General features: G+C 60.3%; 10 protein-coding genes. 3 read left to right on the forward strand and 7 right to left on the reverse strand.

Annotated features, from left to right (window positions below; translation table 11 throughout):
• Positions 1-20: 20 nt before the first annotated feature.
• Positions 21-1664 carry an NAD(P)/FAD-dependent oxidoreductase gene (locus tag GTP27_RS07235; protein WP_161038497.1) on the reverse strand — a complete coding sequence of 548 codons (1644 nt, stop codon included), beginning with the start codon at positions 1662-1664 and terminating at the stop codon, positions 21-23.
• 1249 nt (positions 1665-2913) lie between these two features.
• On the opposite strand from GTP27_RS07235, the gene GTP27_RS07240 reads away from it, so the two are divergent.
• On the forward strand, positions 2914-5808 hold the full coding sequence (locus GTP27_RS07240) for a TonB-dependent receptor plug domain-containing protein (protein ID WP_229633492.1): 2895 nt from the start codon (positions 2914-2916) through the stop codon (positions 5806-5808).
• 141 nt (positions 5809-5949) lie between these two features.
• On the opposite strand, the gene GTP27_RS07245 is transcribed toward GTP27_RS07240, so the two are convergent.
• The 3 genes from GTP27_RS07245 to GTP27_RS07255 form a co-directional block, all read right to left on the reverse strand.
• Positions 5950-7071: an aspartyl/asparaginyl beta-hydroxylase domain-containing protein gene (locus GTP27_RS07245; protein ID WP_161038498.1), complete on the reverse strand. Its 1122-nt coding sequence runs from the start codon at positions 7069-7071 to the stop codon at positions 5950-5952.
• A gap of 4 nt (positions 7072-7075) precedes the next feature.
• Positions 7076-8380 (reverse strand): aspartyl/asparaginyl beta-hydroxylase domain-containing protein, encoded by a 1305-nt coding sequence (locus GTP27_RS07250; RefSeq protein WP_161038499.1) that lies wholly within the window; start codon positions 8378-8380, stop codon positions 7076-7078.
• Positions 8381-8596: 216 nt separating this feature from the next.
• The gene (locus tag GTP27_RS07255) at positions 8597-9322 is read right to left on the reverse strand and encodes a 16S rRNA (uracil(1498)-N(3))-methyltransferase (protein ID WP_161038500.1); all 726 of its coding nucleotides are present in this window, start codon (positions 9320-9322) and stop codon (positions 8597-8599) included.
• A gap of 227 nt (positions 9323-9549) precedes the next feature.
• Between GTP27_RS07255 and tkt the strand changes: the two genes are divergently transcribed.
• Positions 9550-11544 carry a transketolase gene (tkt, locus tag GTP27_RS07260; protein ID WP_161038501.1) on the forward strand — a complete coding sequence of 665 codons (1995 nt, stop codon included), beginning with the start codon at positions 9550-9552 and terminating at the stop codon, positions 11542-11544.
• 47 nt (positions 11545-11591) lie between these two features.
• Positions 11592-12602, forward strand: a complete 1011-nt coding sequence (gene gap, locus GTP27_RS07265; protein WP_161038502.1) for a type I glyceraldehyde-3-phosphate dehydrogenase — start codon at positions 11592-11594, stop codon at positions 12600-12602.
• 132 nt (positions 12603-12734) lie between these two features.
• Here the strand turns inward: gap and GTP27_RS07270 are convergent, their stop codons facing one another.
• The 3 genes from GTP27_RS07270 to GTP27_RS07280 are packed head-to-tail and all read right to left on the reverse strand — an operon-like array spanning position 12735 to position 15862.
• The gene (locus tag GTP27_RS07270) at positions 12735-13313 is read right to left on the reverse strand and encodes a nitrogen fixation protein NifQ (RefSeq protein ID WP_161038503.1); all 579 of its coding nucleotides are present in this window, start codon (positions 13311-13313) and stop codon (positions 12735-12737) included.
• Positions 13310-13840 carry a molybdopterin-dependent oxidoreductase gene (locus tag GTP27_RS07275; protein ID WP_161038504.1) on the reverse strand — a complete coding sequence of 177 codons (531 nt, stop codon included), beginning with the start codon at positions 13838-13840 and terminating at the stop codon, positions 13310-13312. The genes GTP27_RS07270 and GTP27_RS07275 overlap by 4 nt, the downstream gene beginning before the upstream one ends.
• Positions 13841-13861: 21 nt before the next feature.
• On the reverse strand, positions 13862-15862 hold the full coding sequence (locus GTP27_RS07280; protein WP_161038505.1) for a TonB-dependent receptor plug domain-containing protein: 2001 nt from the start codon (positions 15860-15862) through the stop codon (positions 13862-13864).
• Between the last annotated feature and the right edge of the window lie 117 nt (positions 15863-15979).

Below are 15979 nucleotides of genomic sequence, written 5' to 3' on the forward strand. Positions count from 1 at the left end.
CGCTGCGCCCTGCGTGGCGCTTATTTTGCGGCGCCGGCCAGTATCGATTGCGCCACTGCTTCCGCTACCTTGATGCCGTCCACACCGGCCGACAGAATCCCGCCTGCATAGCCTGCGCCTTCACCGGCCGGGAACAGGCCGCGCGTATTCAGGCTTTGCAGCGTGTCGTCGCGGCGCTTGATGCGCACTGGCGAGGAGGTGCGGGTTTCCAGTCCCGTCAGCACCGCGTCCTGCTTGAAGTAGCCCTTGACCTGCTTGTCGAAAGCGGGGAAGGCTTCGCGCAGCGCCGTGACGGCGAACTCCGGCAGAATCTCGGCCAGATCGGTCAGGTGCACGCCCGGTTTGAACGACGGGATCACGGCGCCGAAGGCGGTAGACGGACGGCCTGCAACGAAGTCGCCCATCAGCTGGCCCGGCGCGTTGTAGTTGGCGCCGCCCAGCTGGAAGGCCCTGGCTTCCAGTTCGCGCTGGAAGGCGATACCGGCCAGCGGGTGGCCCGGATAATCGACTTCGGGCGAAATGCTGACCACGATGGCGCTATTGGCATTGCGTTCGTTACGCGAGTACTGGCTCATGCCGTTGGTGACCACGCGGCCTTCTTCCGACGAAGCTGCCACCACCGTGCCGCCCGGGCACATGCAGAAGCTGTACACGGCGCGGCCATTGCTGGCGTGGTGCACCAGCTTGTAGTCGGCCGCGCCCAGTATCGGATGGCCGGCGTTAGGGCCGAAGCGGCACTGGTCGATCAGCGATTGCGGGTGCTCGACACGGAAACCGATGGAGAACGGTTTGGCTTCGACATAGACGCCGCGCTCATACAGCATCTCGAAAGTGTCGCGCGCGCTGTGGCCTACGGCCAGCACCAGATGGTTGGTGGCGATGCGTACGCCGTTTTCCAGCACCACGCCGCGGATCTGGCCGCCGTCGGCCTGCTGTTCGATGTCGAGGTCGACCACTTTGCTCTCGAAATGGTATTCGCCGCCCATGGCTTCGATATTGGCGCGCATCTGTTCCACCATCTTCACCAGACGGAAGGTGCCGATGTGCGGCTTGCTGACGTAGATGATCTCTTCCGGCGCACCCGCCTGCACGAACTCGGTCAGCACTTTGCGGCCGTAGTGTTTGGGATCCTTGATCTGGCTATACAGTTTGCCGTCCGAGAAGGTACCGGCGCCGCCTTCGCCGAACTGCACATTCGATTCCGGATTGAGCTTGCGCTTGCGCCAGAAACCGAAGGTGTCGACGGTGCGTTCACGTACCTGCTTGCCGCGCTCCAGAATAATCGGGCGCAGACCCATCTGCGCCAGCAGCAGGGCGGCGAACAGGCCGCACGGGCCCGTGCCGATCACCACGGGGCGCGGCTGGCCTGCATGGGCGGCCGCCAGCTGCTCGGGCGTGGCGACGAACTGGTAGCGCGTATCGGGTGAGGGCATCAGATGCTGGTCATGGTGCAGGCGTTGCAGCACCTGTTGTTCATTGCGCACTTCCACATCGAGCGAGTAGATCAGCACGATGGCGGTCTTCTTGCGGGCGTCGTAGCTGCGCTTGTACACGCTAAAGCCGAGCAGGTCTTCGGCCGGAATGTCCAGACGCTTGAGGATGGCCGCAGGCAGTTCGGCTTCCGCGTGGTTGAGGGGCAGTTTGAGTTCGTTAATGCGCAGCATGGAGATTTCCTGTAGGGGCGCTGTTTAGGCGCCATGGTCGGCGGGAGTCTGGCCGCGAGGGGCGCTACCTCCCGTAAAAGCCGGTATTTTACCTTGATAGGCACGCTAACGCAGCAGCGGGTGCGGCAGAGTGCAGGCTGGCTGCGGCCCGGCATGCTGCCCGATATATCTGCCGTATTCACCCTGCAGTAAATCCGCTAGGGGAATTGGCCGACCAGATAAAACAGTCCTGTTTAAATCGGCTATTTAACCAGGTTATTAATTTTCTGATTAATCGGTGGAATAAAAAATGTATTAATAAGGTTGCCGCGGTTTAGTTTAAGGCGGTCATTTCGCGCAGCGCCGTAGGCTGGTTGTGCAAGGTTTTTTCTGCGCCACTAGCAGCCCATCCTGCACTTTCCGGACGCTCTGGAAGAGGCTGGCAGGACGCAAGTTTACTTGTAAAGAAAACATTTTTTTACATTCGGCAAGTTCCTGCGATGTTGTTAAAAGGCGACTTTGCTCAAAATCCTTTTTCCTCCTTCTGCTACGTTGCGAACGCGCTTTTATATTTCCGTATGGAATTTTTTAGACCTGTACGGCTTATCTGTTTTGCAACCACGTACGGCGTTTTGTGCAATCTTTGTTTTGAGGTTTCATGGTTTTCGCTTGATTTTCGCTGGTTTCTGCTTGACGAACGCATATTTCACTGTCATTCCCCCTGTGCCTCTGCTTGCTGACAGGAGAGCACAAGATGGACGGATTTGTTGTGTTTTGGCAGCAATAAATTGCCAAAAAGAAAATCTAAATTGATTAAAAAGAAAGGTTGCGCAAAGCAGCCCGAGGGGGACATGCGTTTCTGTTGTGAGGACGAGACAGCGGGCGGAAATGATGCGACGTTTTTTTTGCCGTGCGTTCAAACATTTGTGCGCCTTATGTTGCATTGCAATGCAGCTTGCAAGCGGCGGCATGCCGCCCGTCCGCCATGCCGGATGGCCGGGCTCGCGTGCATTGACAATGCTTGAGTTGCTATGTTTTTATGAATAGCGGAAAAATTCGACTAGGTTTCAGGAACTGAGAAGTAGGCCGGATTTTTACCACTGAAAGAGCAAGCGCAGTAAGTCGGATTTTGAATGGTTTTATCCAGGTTGTTCAGAAACGGCGGAGTTTAAATCAAGAAATGGGTCGTTTTAGCTGCTATCCAAAAGATGCATTAAAACGTCTACTAAACACACCAAGGGAATTGAATAATATGATCAAGGAAACAGTATTGTCTCGCTCGATCCGCGTGATGTTCGTCGGCGGCATGGCACTGGGCCTGCAAGTGGCTCAGGCGCAAGAAGAAGCAGCCCAGCCGCTGCAAAAGGTGGAAGTGACCGGTTCGCGCATCCCGACTCTGAACACCGACGGCACCAGCCCGATCGTTGTGCTGGGCGCGAAAGACATCAAAACCGACGGCGTGCGTAACGTCGAAAGCCTGCTGAACAACCTGCCACAGGCCTTCGCAGCGCAAACCGGTAACGTGGTCAACGGCTCGACCGGTACCGCGACTGTCGACCTGCGTGGTCTGGGTGCCAACCGTACTCTGGTACTGGTGAACGGCCACCGTATGCCTGCTGGTTCGCCGAACTCGTCGGCTGCTGACTTGAACCAAATCCCAGCTCCGCTGATCAAGCGTATCGAAGTACTGACCGGCGGCGCAGGCGCTGTGTACGGTGCCGACGCTGTGGCCGGTGTGGTCAACTTCATCATGAACGACCGCTTCGAAGGCGTTCAGATCGAACTGAACGGTTCGGGCTACAACCACAAGCAGCAGGACACCGCGGGTGTTGCTGATATCGTCGCCAAGCGCGCTGCCACCAACCCAGCCCAGTTCGCCGTTCCAGGCAACAAAGGTCTGGATGGTCGTTCGAAAGACGCTTCGCTGCTGATCGGTGGTAACTTCGCTGATGGCAAAGGTAACGCCACCCTGTTCTTCAGCTACAAACAGGACGACGCACTGCTGCAATCCGAGCGTGACTTCACCGCTTGCTCGCTGTCCGCTTCGGCTGCTGGCTTCGCTTGCGGCGGTTCGGGCACCAATGCGACCGGCCGTTTCACCAACACCAAAACCGGCAAGGTCTACACCACCGATGCTAACGGTACCCCGCGCCTGTTCAACAACGCGCTGGACCAGTACAACTTCGGTCCGATCAATCACCTGCAACGTCCTGACGAACGTTATGGCGTAGCTGCTTCGGCCCGCTACGACGTGAACGAGAAGATGAAAGTCTATGCAGACTTCGCCTTCCACGATGACCGCACCGATGCACAGATCGCTCCAGGCGGTATTTTCGGTAACGTCTACACCATCCGTGGCGACAACCCACTGCTGACCCCAGCAATGAAGACCGCCATGAGCCTGAACTCGCCAACCGACACTACCGACGTGGTTATCCAGCGTCGTAACGTCGAAGGCGGTGGCCGTGATGCGCTGTTCACCAACACCTCCTACCGTATGCTGATGGGCGTTAAAGGCGACATCGGCGGCTGGTCGTATGATCTGTTCGCACAAACCTCGAAAGTCCGTTACTCGGGTAGCTCGAATAACTACTTCTCGAAAGAGCGTGGCGCCAAGGCGCTGGACGTGGTTAACGTCAACGGCGTAGCACAGTGCGCATCGTTCGTGAACGGCACCGACCTGGCTTGCGTACCTTACAACCCATGGCAACTGGGCAAGATCACCCCGGAACAGCTGGCTTACATCCAGATTCCTGGCCAGTCCTTCGGTCAGACCGAACAGCAAATCCAGGGCGCCAACATCGCTGCTGACCTGGGCGACTACGGCATCAAGATTCCTGGCAACAGCAACGGCGTGGGCGTGTCCTTCGGCCTGGAGCGTCGCGTAGAAGCGCTGACCCTGAATCCTGACGGTCCTTCGCAGAACTTCGACCTGGACGGCTCCGGTGGTCCAGTCAAGCCAGTTAATGGCCGTTATGTCGTCAAAGACATCTTCGGTGAAGTCCGTCTGCCACTGGTAGAAAACAAACCGTTCGCCGAATCGCTGGGCGCCAACCTGTCGTATCGTCACTCCGACATCGACACCGGCGTGAAAGCCAATACCTACGGTCTGGGTATGGACTGGCAGCCAGTCTCGATGGTGAAAGTACGTGCATCGCACCAGAAAGCTGTGCGCGCTCCTAACATCAACGAACTGTTCTCGCCAGCAGGTAACAACCTGTACGACAACGACGCTGATCCATGTGCAGGCGCCAAGCCTACCGCCACCCTGGCACAGTGCGCCAACACCGGCGTAACCGCTGCCCAGTACGGCAACATTCAGGATTCGCCAGCAGGTCAGTACAACTACCTGGCCGGTGGTAACCCTAAACTGAACCCAGAGACCTCGAAGTCGAACACCATCGGTCTGGTTCTGACCCCGATCCGTAACCTGACCGTGACCGTCGATTACTTCGACATCAAAGTCAACGACACGATTTCGAACGTCAGCCCAACCACCACTCTGGACAAGTGCTTGACCACTGGCAACCCAGTGTACTGCTCGAAGATTACCCGTGACCGTCTGGGCACCCTGTGGCTGCTGCCACAAGCGTCGATCGTTGGCACCAACACCAACATCGGCTCGCTCAAAACCTCGGGTATCGACCTGGCAGCCAGCTATGGCCAGAAGATCGGCGCTTACGGTAGCCTGGGCTTCTCGCTGACCGGCACCCTGCTGAAAACCTTCGAAGTGGAGGAACTGCCAGGTGACGGTTCCTACGACTGCGTAGGCCTGTACAACGGCGCCGGCAAGTGCGGCCAGCCACGTCCGAAATGGCGTCATAAAGCCCGTGTGAACTGGAACACTCCATGGGCTCTGGATCTGGCTCTGACCTGGCGTTACTTCCAGGGCGTGGACATCGAAACCACCAGCTCGAATCCTAAGCTGGCTGGCACCGCGCTGGATGTAGAGAAGCACTTCGCTTCGGCTAACTACATCGACCTGGCTGCTTCGTACAACCTGACCAAGAAGATCACCCTGTCGGGCGGTATCAACAACCTGTTCGACCGCGATCCTCCGATCACTTCGAAGTACGGTACCGGCTCGGGTAACGGCAATACCTTCCCATCCATGTATGACGCGATGGGCCGTAAGCTGTTCCTGAACATGACTGCCAAGTTCTAATTGCTTGAGTAGTTGCCAGAACGGCGGGTCGCAAGACCCGCCGTTTTTTTCGTCCCTGCCCAAGGCCGTGGACAGCCCCAAAAAAAACGCCCGCTGGCTAGCTGCCAGCGGGCGTTTCAGTTGGAGCGCCTGTGCCGAGGCTCAGGTTTCCCAGTCGTTGCCGTCTTCTATGCTGCCCAGCATGGTACTGACCAGCGTGCGTTCGCTCTCGCTCAGTTCCGGACGCCAGGTTTCGAACAGCAGGATTACGCGGGTCTGGTCGCTGCGGTTCCACGCTTCGTGTTCGATGCTGTCGTCGAATACCCAGGCTTTGCCTTCTTCCCACTGGCGGGTTTCATTGCCCACGCGCAGGCTACAGCCCGGTGGTACGATCAGCGGCAGGTGGCAGATCAAACGGGTATTCAGTATGCCCGTGTGCGGCGTGATGTGGGCGCCCGGGCGCATCAGCGAAAACAGCACGGTGGGGGCGCGGCCTTCGATCTGCGGCATCGGCACCTTGGCCATGGCGGCCATGGTGGCAGGACAGCGTGCCGCGTTTTCGGCCACGATCTGGCCGTTGCGGTACAGGTAGAAAGCGCCCCAGTCGCGGTTGTTGTGCAGGCCGCCACGTTCGCGCGCAGGCAGGGTCAGATCCGGTTTCAGATAGGGCTCGAAGGCGTCTTCGTCCTTGAGGATCTGTTCCAGTTCGGCGCGGATGGCTGGCGTCGCCGCTTCCACCTGCGCTAGCCACGGGAAGGCTTCCCGTTCGAAGTACTGCACTTGCGGCAGGCCGGGGAAGTAGTACAGGCGCGGTTGCTGCAGATACAGCTGCTTGCGACCGAGCAGCAGGTCTAGCGACTGGCGGAAGCGGGCGTGTTCGCGGCCTTCGGTATAGCCGGCCTGCGCCAGATTGTTCTGCAGTTTATGCTCGAATTTCTGCATGTAGTCGGCGCAGGCATGGCGGGCTTTCTGCACGTGGGCGCGCAGCTGGGCCGGCAGCTCATGGTCGGGCGGGGCCGCATCGAGCGCACTGCGGTAGAAGGCAGCAGCGGCGGGGGCATTGCCATCGGCGGCCAGCAGGTCGCCTTTGTACAGCAGCAGTTGCAGATTGTCGGGCGCGGCGCTGACGGCCTGTTCCAGTGCTGCCAGTGCGGCCTTGATTTCGCCCAGCGCATGCTGGGCCTGTGCTAAGCCGAACCAGGCTTGCGGGCCGCCCTGGCCCTTGCTGGTCAGCTGCAGATAGTGGTCGCGCGCGGCGCTGGCGTCTTGATGCGATGCAGTCATGGTGTCAGGTTTCGTAGCTGGCGGAATCGCTGTTGAAAGCGTAGATCGCATGGGTGAGTTCGGTGATCAGGCTGCGCTCGGCCAGCGACAGCTGGGGATGCCAGATGTCGAAGATCATGATGACGCGCAGCTTGTCGCTATTGTTCCAGGCTTCATGTTCGATGGTATCGTCAAATACCCAGGCCTTGCCCGGCACCCACTCGCGCGTGGTATTGCCGACGCGGAAGCCGCAATCGGGCGGAATAATCAGCGGCACGTGGGTCAGCAGGCGGGCATTGGATACGCCTACATGGGCCGGAATACGGGTGCGCGGCTTGAGCAGCGAGAACATCACGGTGGGGGTGCGGCCGGGCTGGTCGGGCTGGGGCGCACCGCGCAGCAGTTCCATGGTTTGCGGGCATTGCTCGATATTGCCGGCGACCGGACGGCCATCCTTGATCAGGTGGAAGGCGCTCCAGCGCGGCGAATTATTCAGCTCGGCAAACTGGTTGTGCGGCACATCGTCCGGATAGGTGAGGTAGGGCTGGAAGCCCTGTTCGGCCTGCAGCACTGCAAGGAATTCGTCACGGATAGTGTCGGTGCCCGCTTCGATGGCATCGAGCCAGGGGAACTGTTCGCGCGGGAAGAATTCCACCGGCACCAGCCCCGGATAGTGGTACATCATCGATTGCGAATCATAGCGCCGTTTGCGGCCCACCATCAGGTCGATGGAATCGCGGAAGCGCTGGATATCCTCGCCGGCGTATTGCTGGTATTGGGCATCCATGAACTGGTCGAGGAAGTTACCGAAATCGGTGCGGTAGCGTTCGATGTAGCGATGCGCATGTTCGACTGCGCCGCGCATAGTCGGATCGAGCCGTTCCAGCGGCGGCGCCACCTGCGCCACGGCGCCGTAGGCGGTGGCGGATTTGTGGGTCTTGCCCTGACGCTCCAGCAGATTGGCGCGCAGTAGCAGGGCTACCATGTCGTGCGGGTCGGCCACCAGCGCATTGTGGATGGCCAGTTCCTCGGCCTTTTCGTCGCGCTGGCCCTGGCAGGCCATGGCCAGATTGATCCAGTGCTGGGGATTGTCCTGTTCGCTGCGCACCAGCCGCTCGAAGGCGCGGCGGGCGCTGGCATGGTCGCCCAGACGGAAAGCCCGTTTGCCCAGTGTGGTCAGTGCCAGTGTGTGTTGCGGTTGCAGTTCCAGCAGGAGATTCCAGAGGCGGACGGCTTCGTCGTCTTGACCTGCTTTGCTGGCTTGAATAGCGGCCGCTTCAAGCACTGCGGCGTCGCTGGGCGCGTTGGCGCCGGAGGAAGAGGTGATCATGATCAAGTGAGCCAGTGATTCTGCGGCCTGAGGCCGGACGAAAAATTATAGCTGCTGCACTTGCATTCAAGGCAAGGATGATGCCTTATCGCCCCCGAGTGTTGGGGCGATACGTCACTTTGCGTCGGGCGTCGCTACGTCGGGCGCCGCTGCGTCGGGCGTCGCTACGTCGGGCGCCGCTACGTCGGGCTGCCCGCACGGGCAGGGGCGGGGGGATTACATGCCGCCCCAGGCAGCGCTCAGCGCCGACACGGCAGCCAGCCCCGCCGTTTCGGTGCGCAGGATGCGCGGCCCCATGGCCAGCGGCAGGGCGCCTTGGCGGATGGCCTGATCTTCTTCTGCTTCGCTCAGGCCGCCTTCTGGGCCGATCACCAGCGTGACGGCCTGCGGGCTCTGGTGGCGCGCCCAGTCGGCCAGCGACTGCTCGGCGCGCGGCGTCAGGATGATGCGGCGGTGCATATCCTGCTGGGTAATCCACTGTTTATAGTCCTGCAGCTCGCCCAGCCGGGCCAGATGGTTGCGCCCGCACTGTTCCGAGGCGGAGGCAATAATCGCCTGCCAGTGCGCCATTTTCTTCTCGGCCCGCTCGGCCGACAGCCGCACCACGCAGCGCTGCGCCGCCAGCGGCTGGATGGCGTTCACGCCCAGTTCGATGGCTTTTTCGATGATCCAGTCCATCTTGCTGGCTTCCGGCAGCGCCTGTGCCAGCGTAATGCCGAACGGCAACTCGGCTTCGCGCGCCGTATGCGCCTTGATTTCCACGCTGACGCGGCGTTTCTCCACTTGATCTAGGACAGCGCTGTATTCGCCACCCTCGCCGTTGAACAGGGTGAGCAGGGTGCCCGGCGCCAGCCGCAGTACGCTGATGTGGTGGGCGACCGTTTCGGGCAGCTGGATCAGCTGACCGATGGCTAATGGCTGGGGCAGGTAAAAGCGTGGCATGCAGGGTTCCGTGATGACGTAGTGGGGCGTGGATGATGTGTATATGAGCAATTTTAAATCGTCGCCGCCTCGGTCTGGTAAAATAATGGGTTCAGCAAGTAGGCAGTACCGAAGTAGTAACCAAGAAGCACTAAGTAGCAGTCATGCTGGGCTTAAGCCGTAGTCCCGCAGCGCAACTTAGGCGTATTCCTTGCACCCAGTTTCCATACTTTCGTGATAGATCGACGATGACTTCTACGCTCCCCACCACTCAAATGGCTAACGCGATTCGCGCGCTGGCAATGGACGCCGTCCAGAAGGCCAATTCCGGCCACCCAGGTATGCCTATGGGCATGGCCGAAATCGCGGTAGCGCTGTGGAGTGGCCATTACAGCCACAACCCGGCCAACCCGAAATGGGTTAACCGCGACCGTTTCCTGCTGTCCAACGGCCACGGCTCGATGCTGCACTACGCGCTGCTGCACCTGAGCGGCTACGCGGTGAGCATGGATGACATCAAGGCCTTCCGCCAGATGCATTCGAAAACCCCGGGACACCCCGAAGTCGACATCACCCCGGGCGTGGAAACCACCACCGGCCCGCTGGGTCAGGGTATTGCCAATGCCGTCGGTATGGCACTGGCCGAGTACCTGCTGGCGAGCGAATTCAACAAGCCGGGTTACGACGTGGTCGATCACTACACCTATGCTTTCCTCGGCGATGGCTGTCTGATGGAAGGTATTTCGCACGAAGTGTGTGCGCTGGCCGGCACGCTGGGCCTGAAAAAACTGATCGCCCTGTACGACGACAACGGCATTTCCATCGACGGTAAAGTGGAAGGCTGGTTCACCGACGACACCCCGGCCCGTTTCGAAGCCTACGGCTGGAACGTGATCCGCGCCGTGGACGGCCACGATGTGGCTGCCGTATCGGCTGCCATCGCTGCTGCCAAAACTGCCAGCAAGCCTACCCTGATCTGCTGCAAGACCGTGATCGGCAAAGGTTCGCCGAATCTGCAGGGCGGCGACAAAGTGCACGGCGCGGCGCTGGGCGAAAAAGAAGTGGCTGCTGTGCGCGAGTACATCGGCTGGAGCGCGGCACCGTTCGAAATCCCTGCCGACGTGTACGGCGCATGGGACGCCAAAGCGGCCGGCGCGGCGCGCGAAGCGGCTTGGACCGAACTGTTCAACAAGTACGCTGCCCAGTTCCCTGCTGAAGCTGCCGAACTGAGCCGCCGTATGGCCGGCGAGCTGCCAGCTGCCTTCGAAGGCGCACTGGCAGCCGGTATCGCCAGCTGCATCGAGAAAAAAGAAAACATCGCGACCCGTAAAGCCAGCCAGAACGCAATCCAGGCACTGGCTCCCGTGCTGCCGGAATTCCTCGGCGGTTCGGCCGACCTGACCGGTTCCAACCTGACCAACTGGAAAGAGTGCGTGGCCGTACGTTCGGGCCAGCCGGGCAACCACATCAATTACGGCGTACGCGAATTCGGCATGTCGGCCATCATGAACGGCGTGGCCCTGCACGGCGGCTACATCCCGTTCGGCGCCACCTTCCTGACCTTCTCCGACTACAGCCGCAACGCTCTGCGTATGGCGGCGCTGATGAAGCAGCGTTCGCTGTTCGTGTTCACCCACGACTCCATCGGTCTGGGCGAAGACGGCCCGACCCACCAGTCGGTCGAGCATATTTCCTCGATGCGCCTGATTCCCCAGCTGGACAACTGGCGTCCATGCGACACCGTGGAATCCATGGTGGCATGGGGCGAAGCCGTCAAGCGCAAACATGGTCCGTCGACCCTGATCTTCTCGCGTCAGAACCTGCCATACCAGGAGCGCAGCAGCCAGCAAGTGGCCGACATCGCCCGCGGTGGTTATGTGCTGAGCGACGCAGCCGATGCCAAAGTGGTGCTGATTGCCACCGGTTCGGAAGTGGAACTGGCTGTTGCTGCCGCCGCAGCACTGGCCGCAGAAGGCATTGCCGCACGCGTGGTGTCGATGCCTTCGACCGATGTATTTGACCGTCAGGACGCCGCCTACAAGGCCGGCGTGCTGGGTAAAGGCCTGCCACGTGTGGCGATCGAAGCCGGCGTGACCGATTTCTGGTACAAGTACGTCGGTCTGGAAGGCGCGGTAGTCGGCATCGATACCTTCGGTGAATCGGCTCCGGCAGGCGTGCTGTTCAAGCACTTCGGCTTCACGGTGGAAAACGTCGTGGCCAAAGCCAAATCTGTCATTGCATAATCAACGTAAGCAGTTGCATCACCTATTTTTCTACTCAGGAGCATAGTATGACGATTAAAGTTGCAATTAACGGCTACGGCCGCATAGGCCGTAATGTGCTGCGCGCTTTCTACGAAGGCGGCAAAAAACAGGACATCCAGATCGTGGCGATTAACGATCTGGGCGACGCCAAGTCGAATGCCCACCTGACCCGCTACGACACGGCCCACGGCAAGTTCCCCGGCACCGTGACCGTTGACGGCGACAACATGATCGTGAACGGCGACGTGATCCGCGTGTTCGCACAGCGTAACCCTGCCGAAATTCCTTGGGGCGATCTGGGCGTGGACGTCGTGCTGGAGTGCACCGGCTTCTTCACCACTAAAGAAAAAGCTTCGGCTCACCTGAAGGGCGGCGCCAAGAAAGTCATCATCTCGGCCCCGGGCGGCAAGGATGTCGACGCGACCATCGTGTATGGCGTGAACCAGCACGTCCTGAAAGCTAGCGACACCGTGATCTCGAACGCTTCGTGCACCACCAACTGCCTGGCCCCGCTGGTCAAGCCGCTGAACGACGCCATCGGCGTGGAAACCGGACTGATGACCACCGTGCACGCTTACACCAACGATCAGGTACTGTCCGACGTGATGCACGAAGACCTGCGTCGCGCCCGTTCCGCTACCCAGAGCATGATCCCGACCAAAACCGGCGCTGCAGCTGCCGTAGGTCTGGTACTGCCTGAGCTGAACGGCAAGCTGGACGGTTTCGCTATCCGCGTTCCGACCATCAACGTTTCGCTGGTTGACCTGTCGTTCATCGCCAAGCGCGACACCACCGTGGAAGAAGTGAACGCCCTGATGAAGGCCGCTGCCGAAGGCGACCTGAAAGAAGTGCTGACCTACCAGACCGAACCGCTGGTATCGATCGACTTCAACCACAACCCGGCATCGTCGAACTTCGACGCCACCCTGACCAAAGTGTCGGGCCGTCTGGTCAAAGTATCGTCGTGGTACGACAACGAGTGGGGCTTCTCCAACCGTATGCTGGACACCACCGTGGCACTGATGAACGCCAAGTAATCGGGCGTCACTGCCTCCTGACGATGTCAGCGGGGCAGTGCAGTATCACCGCGTAGTACAACAAGGGCAGACCATGCGGTCTGCCCTTGTTGTTTGTGGCGAGCTGGCGTAGTGCTAGGCCGGATGGGGCGACTAGGGGGCAAGCGTCAGCGCTGGTGGAAAGCAGACTGCGTGCTGTTCGCACTGCGTACAGTCCGGCTTATGGGGCGCTGCCGAAGGCTGCTCCAGCGCCAGTTGCTGGAACATAAAACGCTTCCATTTCAGCTGGGCCGTATTGCGTGCACAGAATGGCGCGAAGAAGTGCTGCAGCAATGCCGTGACATCATCGCGCGCGCCCAGCCCCAGATCCTGCCATAAGTGGCGGCTGCCGCTAGCGGCCGCACTGACCACATGGGCGGCCCAGTAAGTGGCACTGGCATCGGCATCCGGACTGCGCAGGCTCAGCAGCAGCTGCACCAGCTGGTGCAACTGGGGGGCTGCGGTTCGCAGTATGGTTTCATATTGCGCTTCGGGCAGGCGTTCGAGCGCATCGAGTTCGGGAAAGCAGTAGGCCAGCAACTGGCACAGATCTTCCTGCGCCAGTCCCAGTGTCCATGTGTAGAGCGGCAGTTCGCCGGATTCGGCGTGGCGCATCACCCCGCTCACGCAGCGGCGTAGCAGTGCCGTGCTGGCCGGAACGGCAGCAGGGCTAGGTGCAGACGTGGCCATCATTCCACCACCTTCTTGACATCGATACGCTGCAGCCATTTGACGTGGCGCGGGCCGGTGCGCAGATCCTGCGCCGATATTAGTGCAATACGCCCCTCGTCGTCGCCCAGTGCGGCACCGTCTTTTTCGAGGTAAACCAGTACATCTTCGCTCAGCGCCGAATTGAACAGCTCCGACCAGGAGAACACGACGGCATAGCCGTCGCTGGCCGTGGCGATGATGATGGTCTTTTTGACGTCGTTATGGTCTTTGCTGACGATGCGGGCTTGCGCCAGCAGGTCGCGCAGGCGCACGCCGCGCAGCGTGCTGCTGACGCCATCGGGCTGGCGCTTGAGCGTCACGCTGGCCGGATGCTGCTGTACCAGCTGGCGCAGCGCAGGCAGATCGAGCGTCTGCGCCTGTTCCACCGCGCCCTGTACCGCCAGCGTGGTGCTGACGTAGCGGGCAGGATCACCCACTACAGGATGGGCTTGCAGGCTGCTGCTCAGGCAGAGCGCCAGCAGCAGAGTGAGAGGGCGTAGTGGTGACATCGGCTTTGCTCCTTGAGGTGATTAATATTGATAGCTGAGCTGGGCAAACCACTGGCGGCCGGCGGAGGGGAAACCGTCGGCCAGCGCGTAATTGCGGTCGGCCAGATTGTTCACTCCCGTTTCCACACTGATCTGCCGGTTGGCGTGATAGGCGGCTTTGAGGTTGAGGGTGGTAAAGCCGGCCAGTTGCACACTGTTCGAGGCCCAGCGGCTGCTATTGGTTTCGCTAAATGCGCTGAACTCGGTGTCGCCGCGCGGGTGCAAGCGGACTTGCAGCAGCAGTTTCTGCTGCGGCACATCGGTGATGCGGGTGGCCGGAGTGCTGCGGTTTTTCAGGTCGAGATAGGTGTAGCTGGCACCGAGCCGTAGCAGGCTGGTCCAGTCATACTGGCCCTCCAGTTCCATACCGGACATGCGCACCTGGCCGATATTCTGCATCTGCGCTTTATTGCCCACCACATTGGCCACGCTCTGGATCCGGTTGCTGATGTCGCTGTTGAACAGCGCTGCCTGCACGCTGGCGGCGCTGCCGAACTGGGCGCGATAGCCGATCTCGCTATGCGTTGCCACTTCCGGCTGGAGTGCGGGATTTTCGATATAGCTGCCCAGCCGCTGCGAGTAGCGATCTTTCAGTGTCGGCAGACGCGATTTGTGCGCCAGCGTGGCGTACAGGCGGCTGCTGGCGTCCAGGTCATGGAATAAACCGGTCTGCCAGTCGTGCGCAGTTTTGCTTTGCGGCAGAGAATAGGGGTTGCCTGTGCTGTACACGGTGAGCGGTTGCAGCTGGTTGCTGGCCGCACCCAGCCCCAGCGTCCAGCTGGCGGCCAGCGCAATACTGTCTTCCAGCGTGTAGGAGCGCAAGCTGTCCTTGTAGATCGCCAGCGTGCTGGCGTTGGCATCGCGCTCTTCGTGGCGGTCGCGTTTTTCGTGTGCGCTCAGGCGTAGCGTGTGGCCTTGCCAGCGCAGCGATTCCAGTTCCAGTACGGCGCCTGTGGTCCAGTCGCTATAGATGCTGCGGCCGCTGCCCACGCTGCCCGCGCCTGCGGTTTTCAATATGCTGTAGCTGGCATTGGTGTAGCTATCGACTTCGTTGCCATAGTTATCGTGATAGGCGCGCAGCTTCAGGGTTTCATGTGTGCCGAGAGCGGTACGGGAAATGAAATACAGGCTTTCCTTATCCCAGTAGGGCCATTGCCAGTAGCGTGCTGCTGCCGGATCAGTCGAAGGCGGCTGGCCTTTGACGCCGTGCTGCTGATAATAGCTGAGTGCGTATTCATCGCCGGCGCCGGGGAGCAAGCCCAGCTTCAGCGACAGTTTGCTATCGCGCCGGTAGGCATTGTTGCGCGCGCCGCCGTCTTCGGTCGCCGTGGGACGGAAACTGGATGCTAGCGGAAAACTATCGCTCTGGTCGTAGGCCAGACCCGCTTGCACATACCAGATTCCCTGCCGGCTGCCCAGATTGGCCGATGCCAGCTTTTGCTGGCCACTGGCCCAGCCGATACGGGCGTCGGCTTCGAGCGCCTGACGGGGGCGGCGCGATACCAGATTGATGGCGCCGCCCAGGGTATTGGCGCCGTATGCCATCGCGCTATAGCCTTTGGTGACCTGAATGGCGGCCAGATCAGCGGTGCTGAAGCGGGCGAAATCCACATACCCGTCATACGGGACGTAGACGGGTATGCCGTCGATGTAAAGCGGTACCTGACGCGCATCGAAACCCCGCACGGCGATGGTTTTCTCGTTACGCGCATTGGTCGAGAGGGTGATGCCGGATAGCAGGTTCAGGGCATCGCCGACATTCTCGCGGTTGGCCTGGCGTATGCTGCCGATGTCGAGGCGGGACGCGACCTGATCGGACGACTGGCTGTCTGCCGGCTGGCGGCTGCCGATGACGTAGACGGTGCCTAGCTCGAAACTGTCGGGAGCGGCAGCTTGCTGGGCAAGGACAGGCTGGGCGAGACTGGCGGCGAATAATGCGGCAGCAGCAGCGAGGGGCGTTGCTTGGGAGCGGAAGACTGGCATGGGATGCGTTATATAGTTTTGTTTATAGCGGTAGTTAAAAAGAACCTCGTCTGGAAGGACGAGGCAGCCGGACTCTATGCCGCGTTTTGCTTATCGCTATGTACTCAAGTATATAAC

It is taken from the genome of Duganella qianjiadongensis, from assembly GCF_009857915.1.
GTDB lineage: Bacteria > Pseudomonadota > Gammaproteobacteria > Burkholderiales > Burkholderiaceae_D > Rugamonas > Rugamonas qianjiadongensis.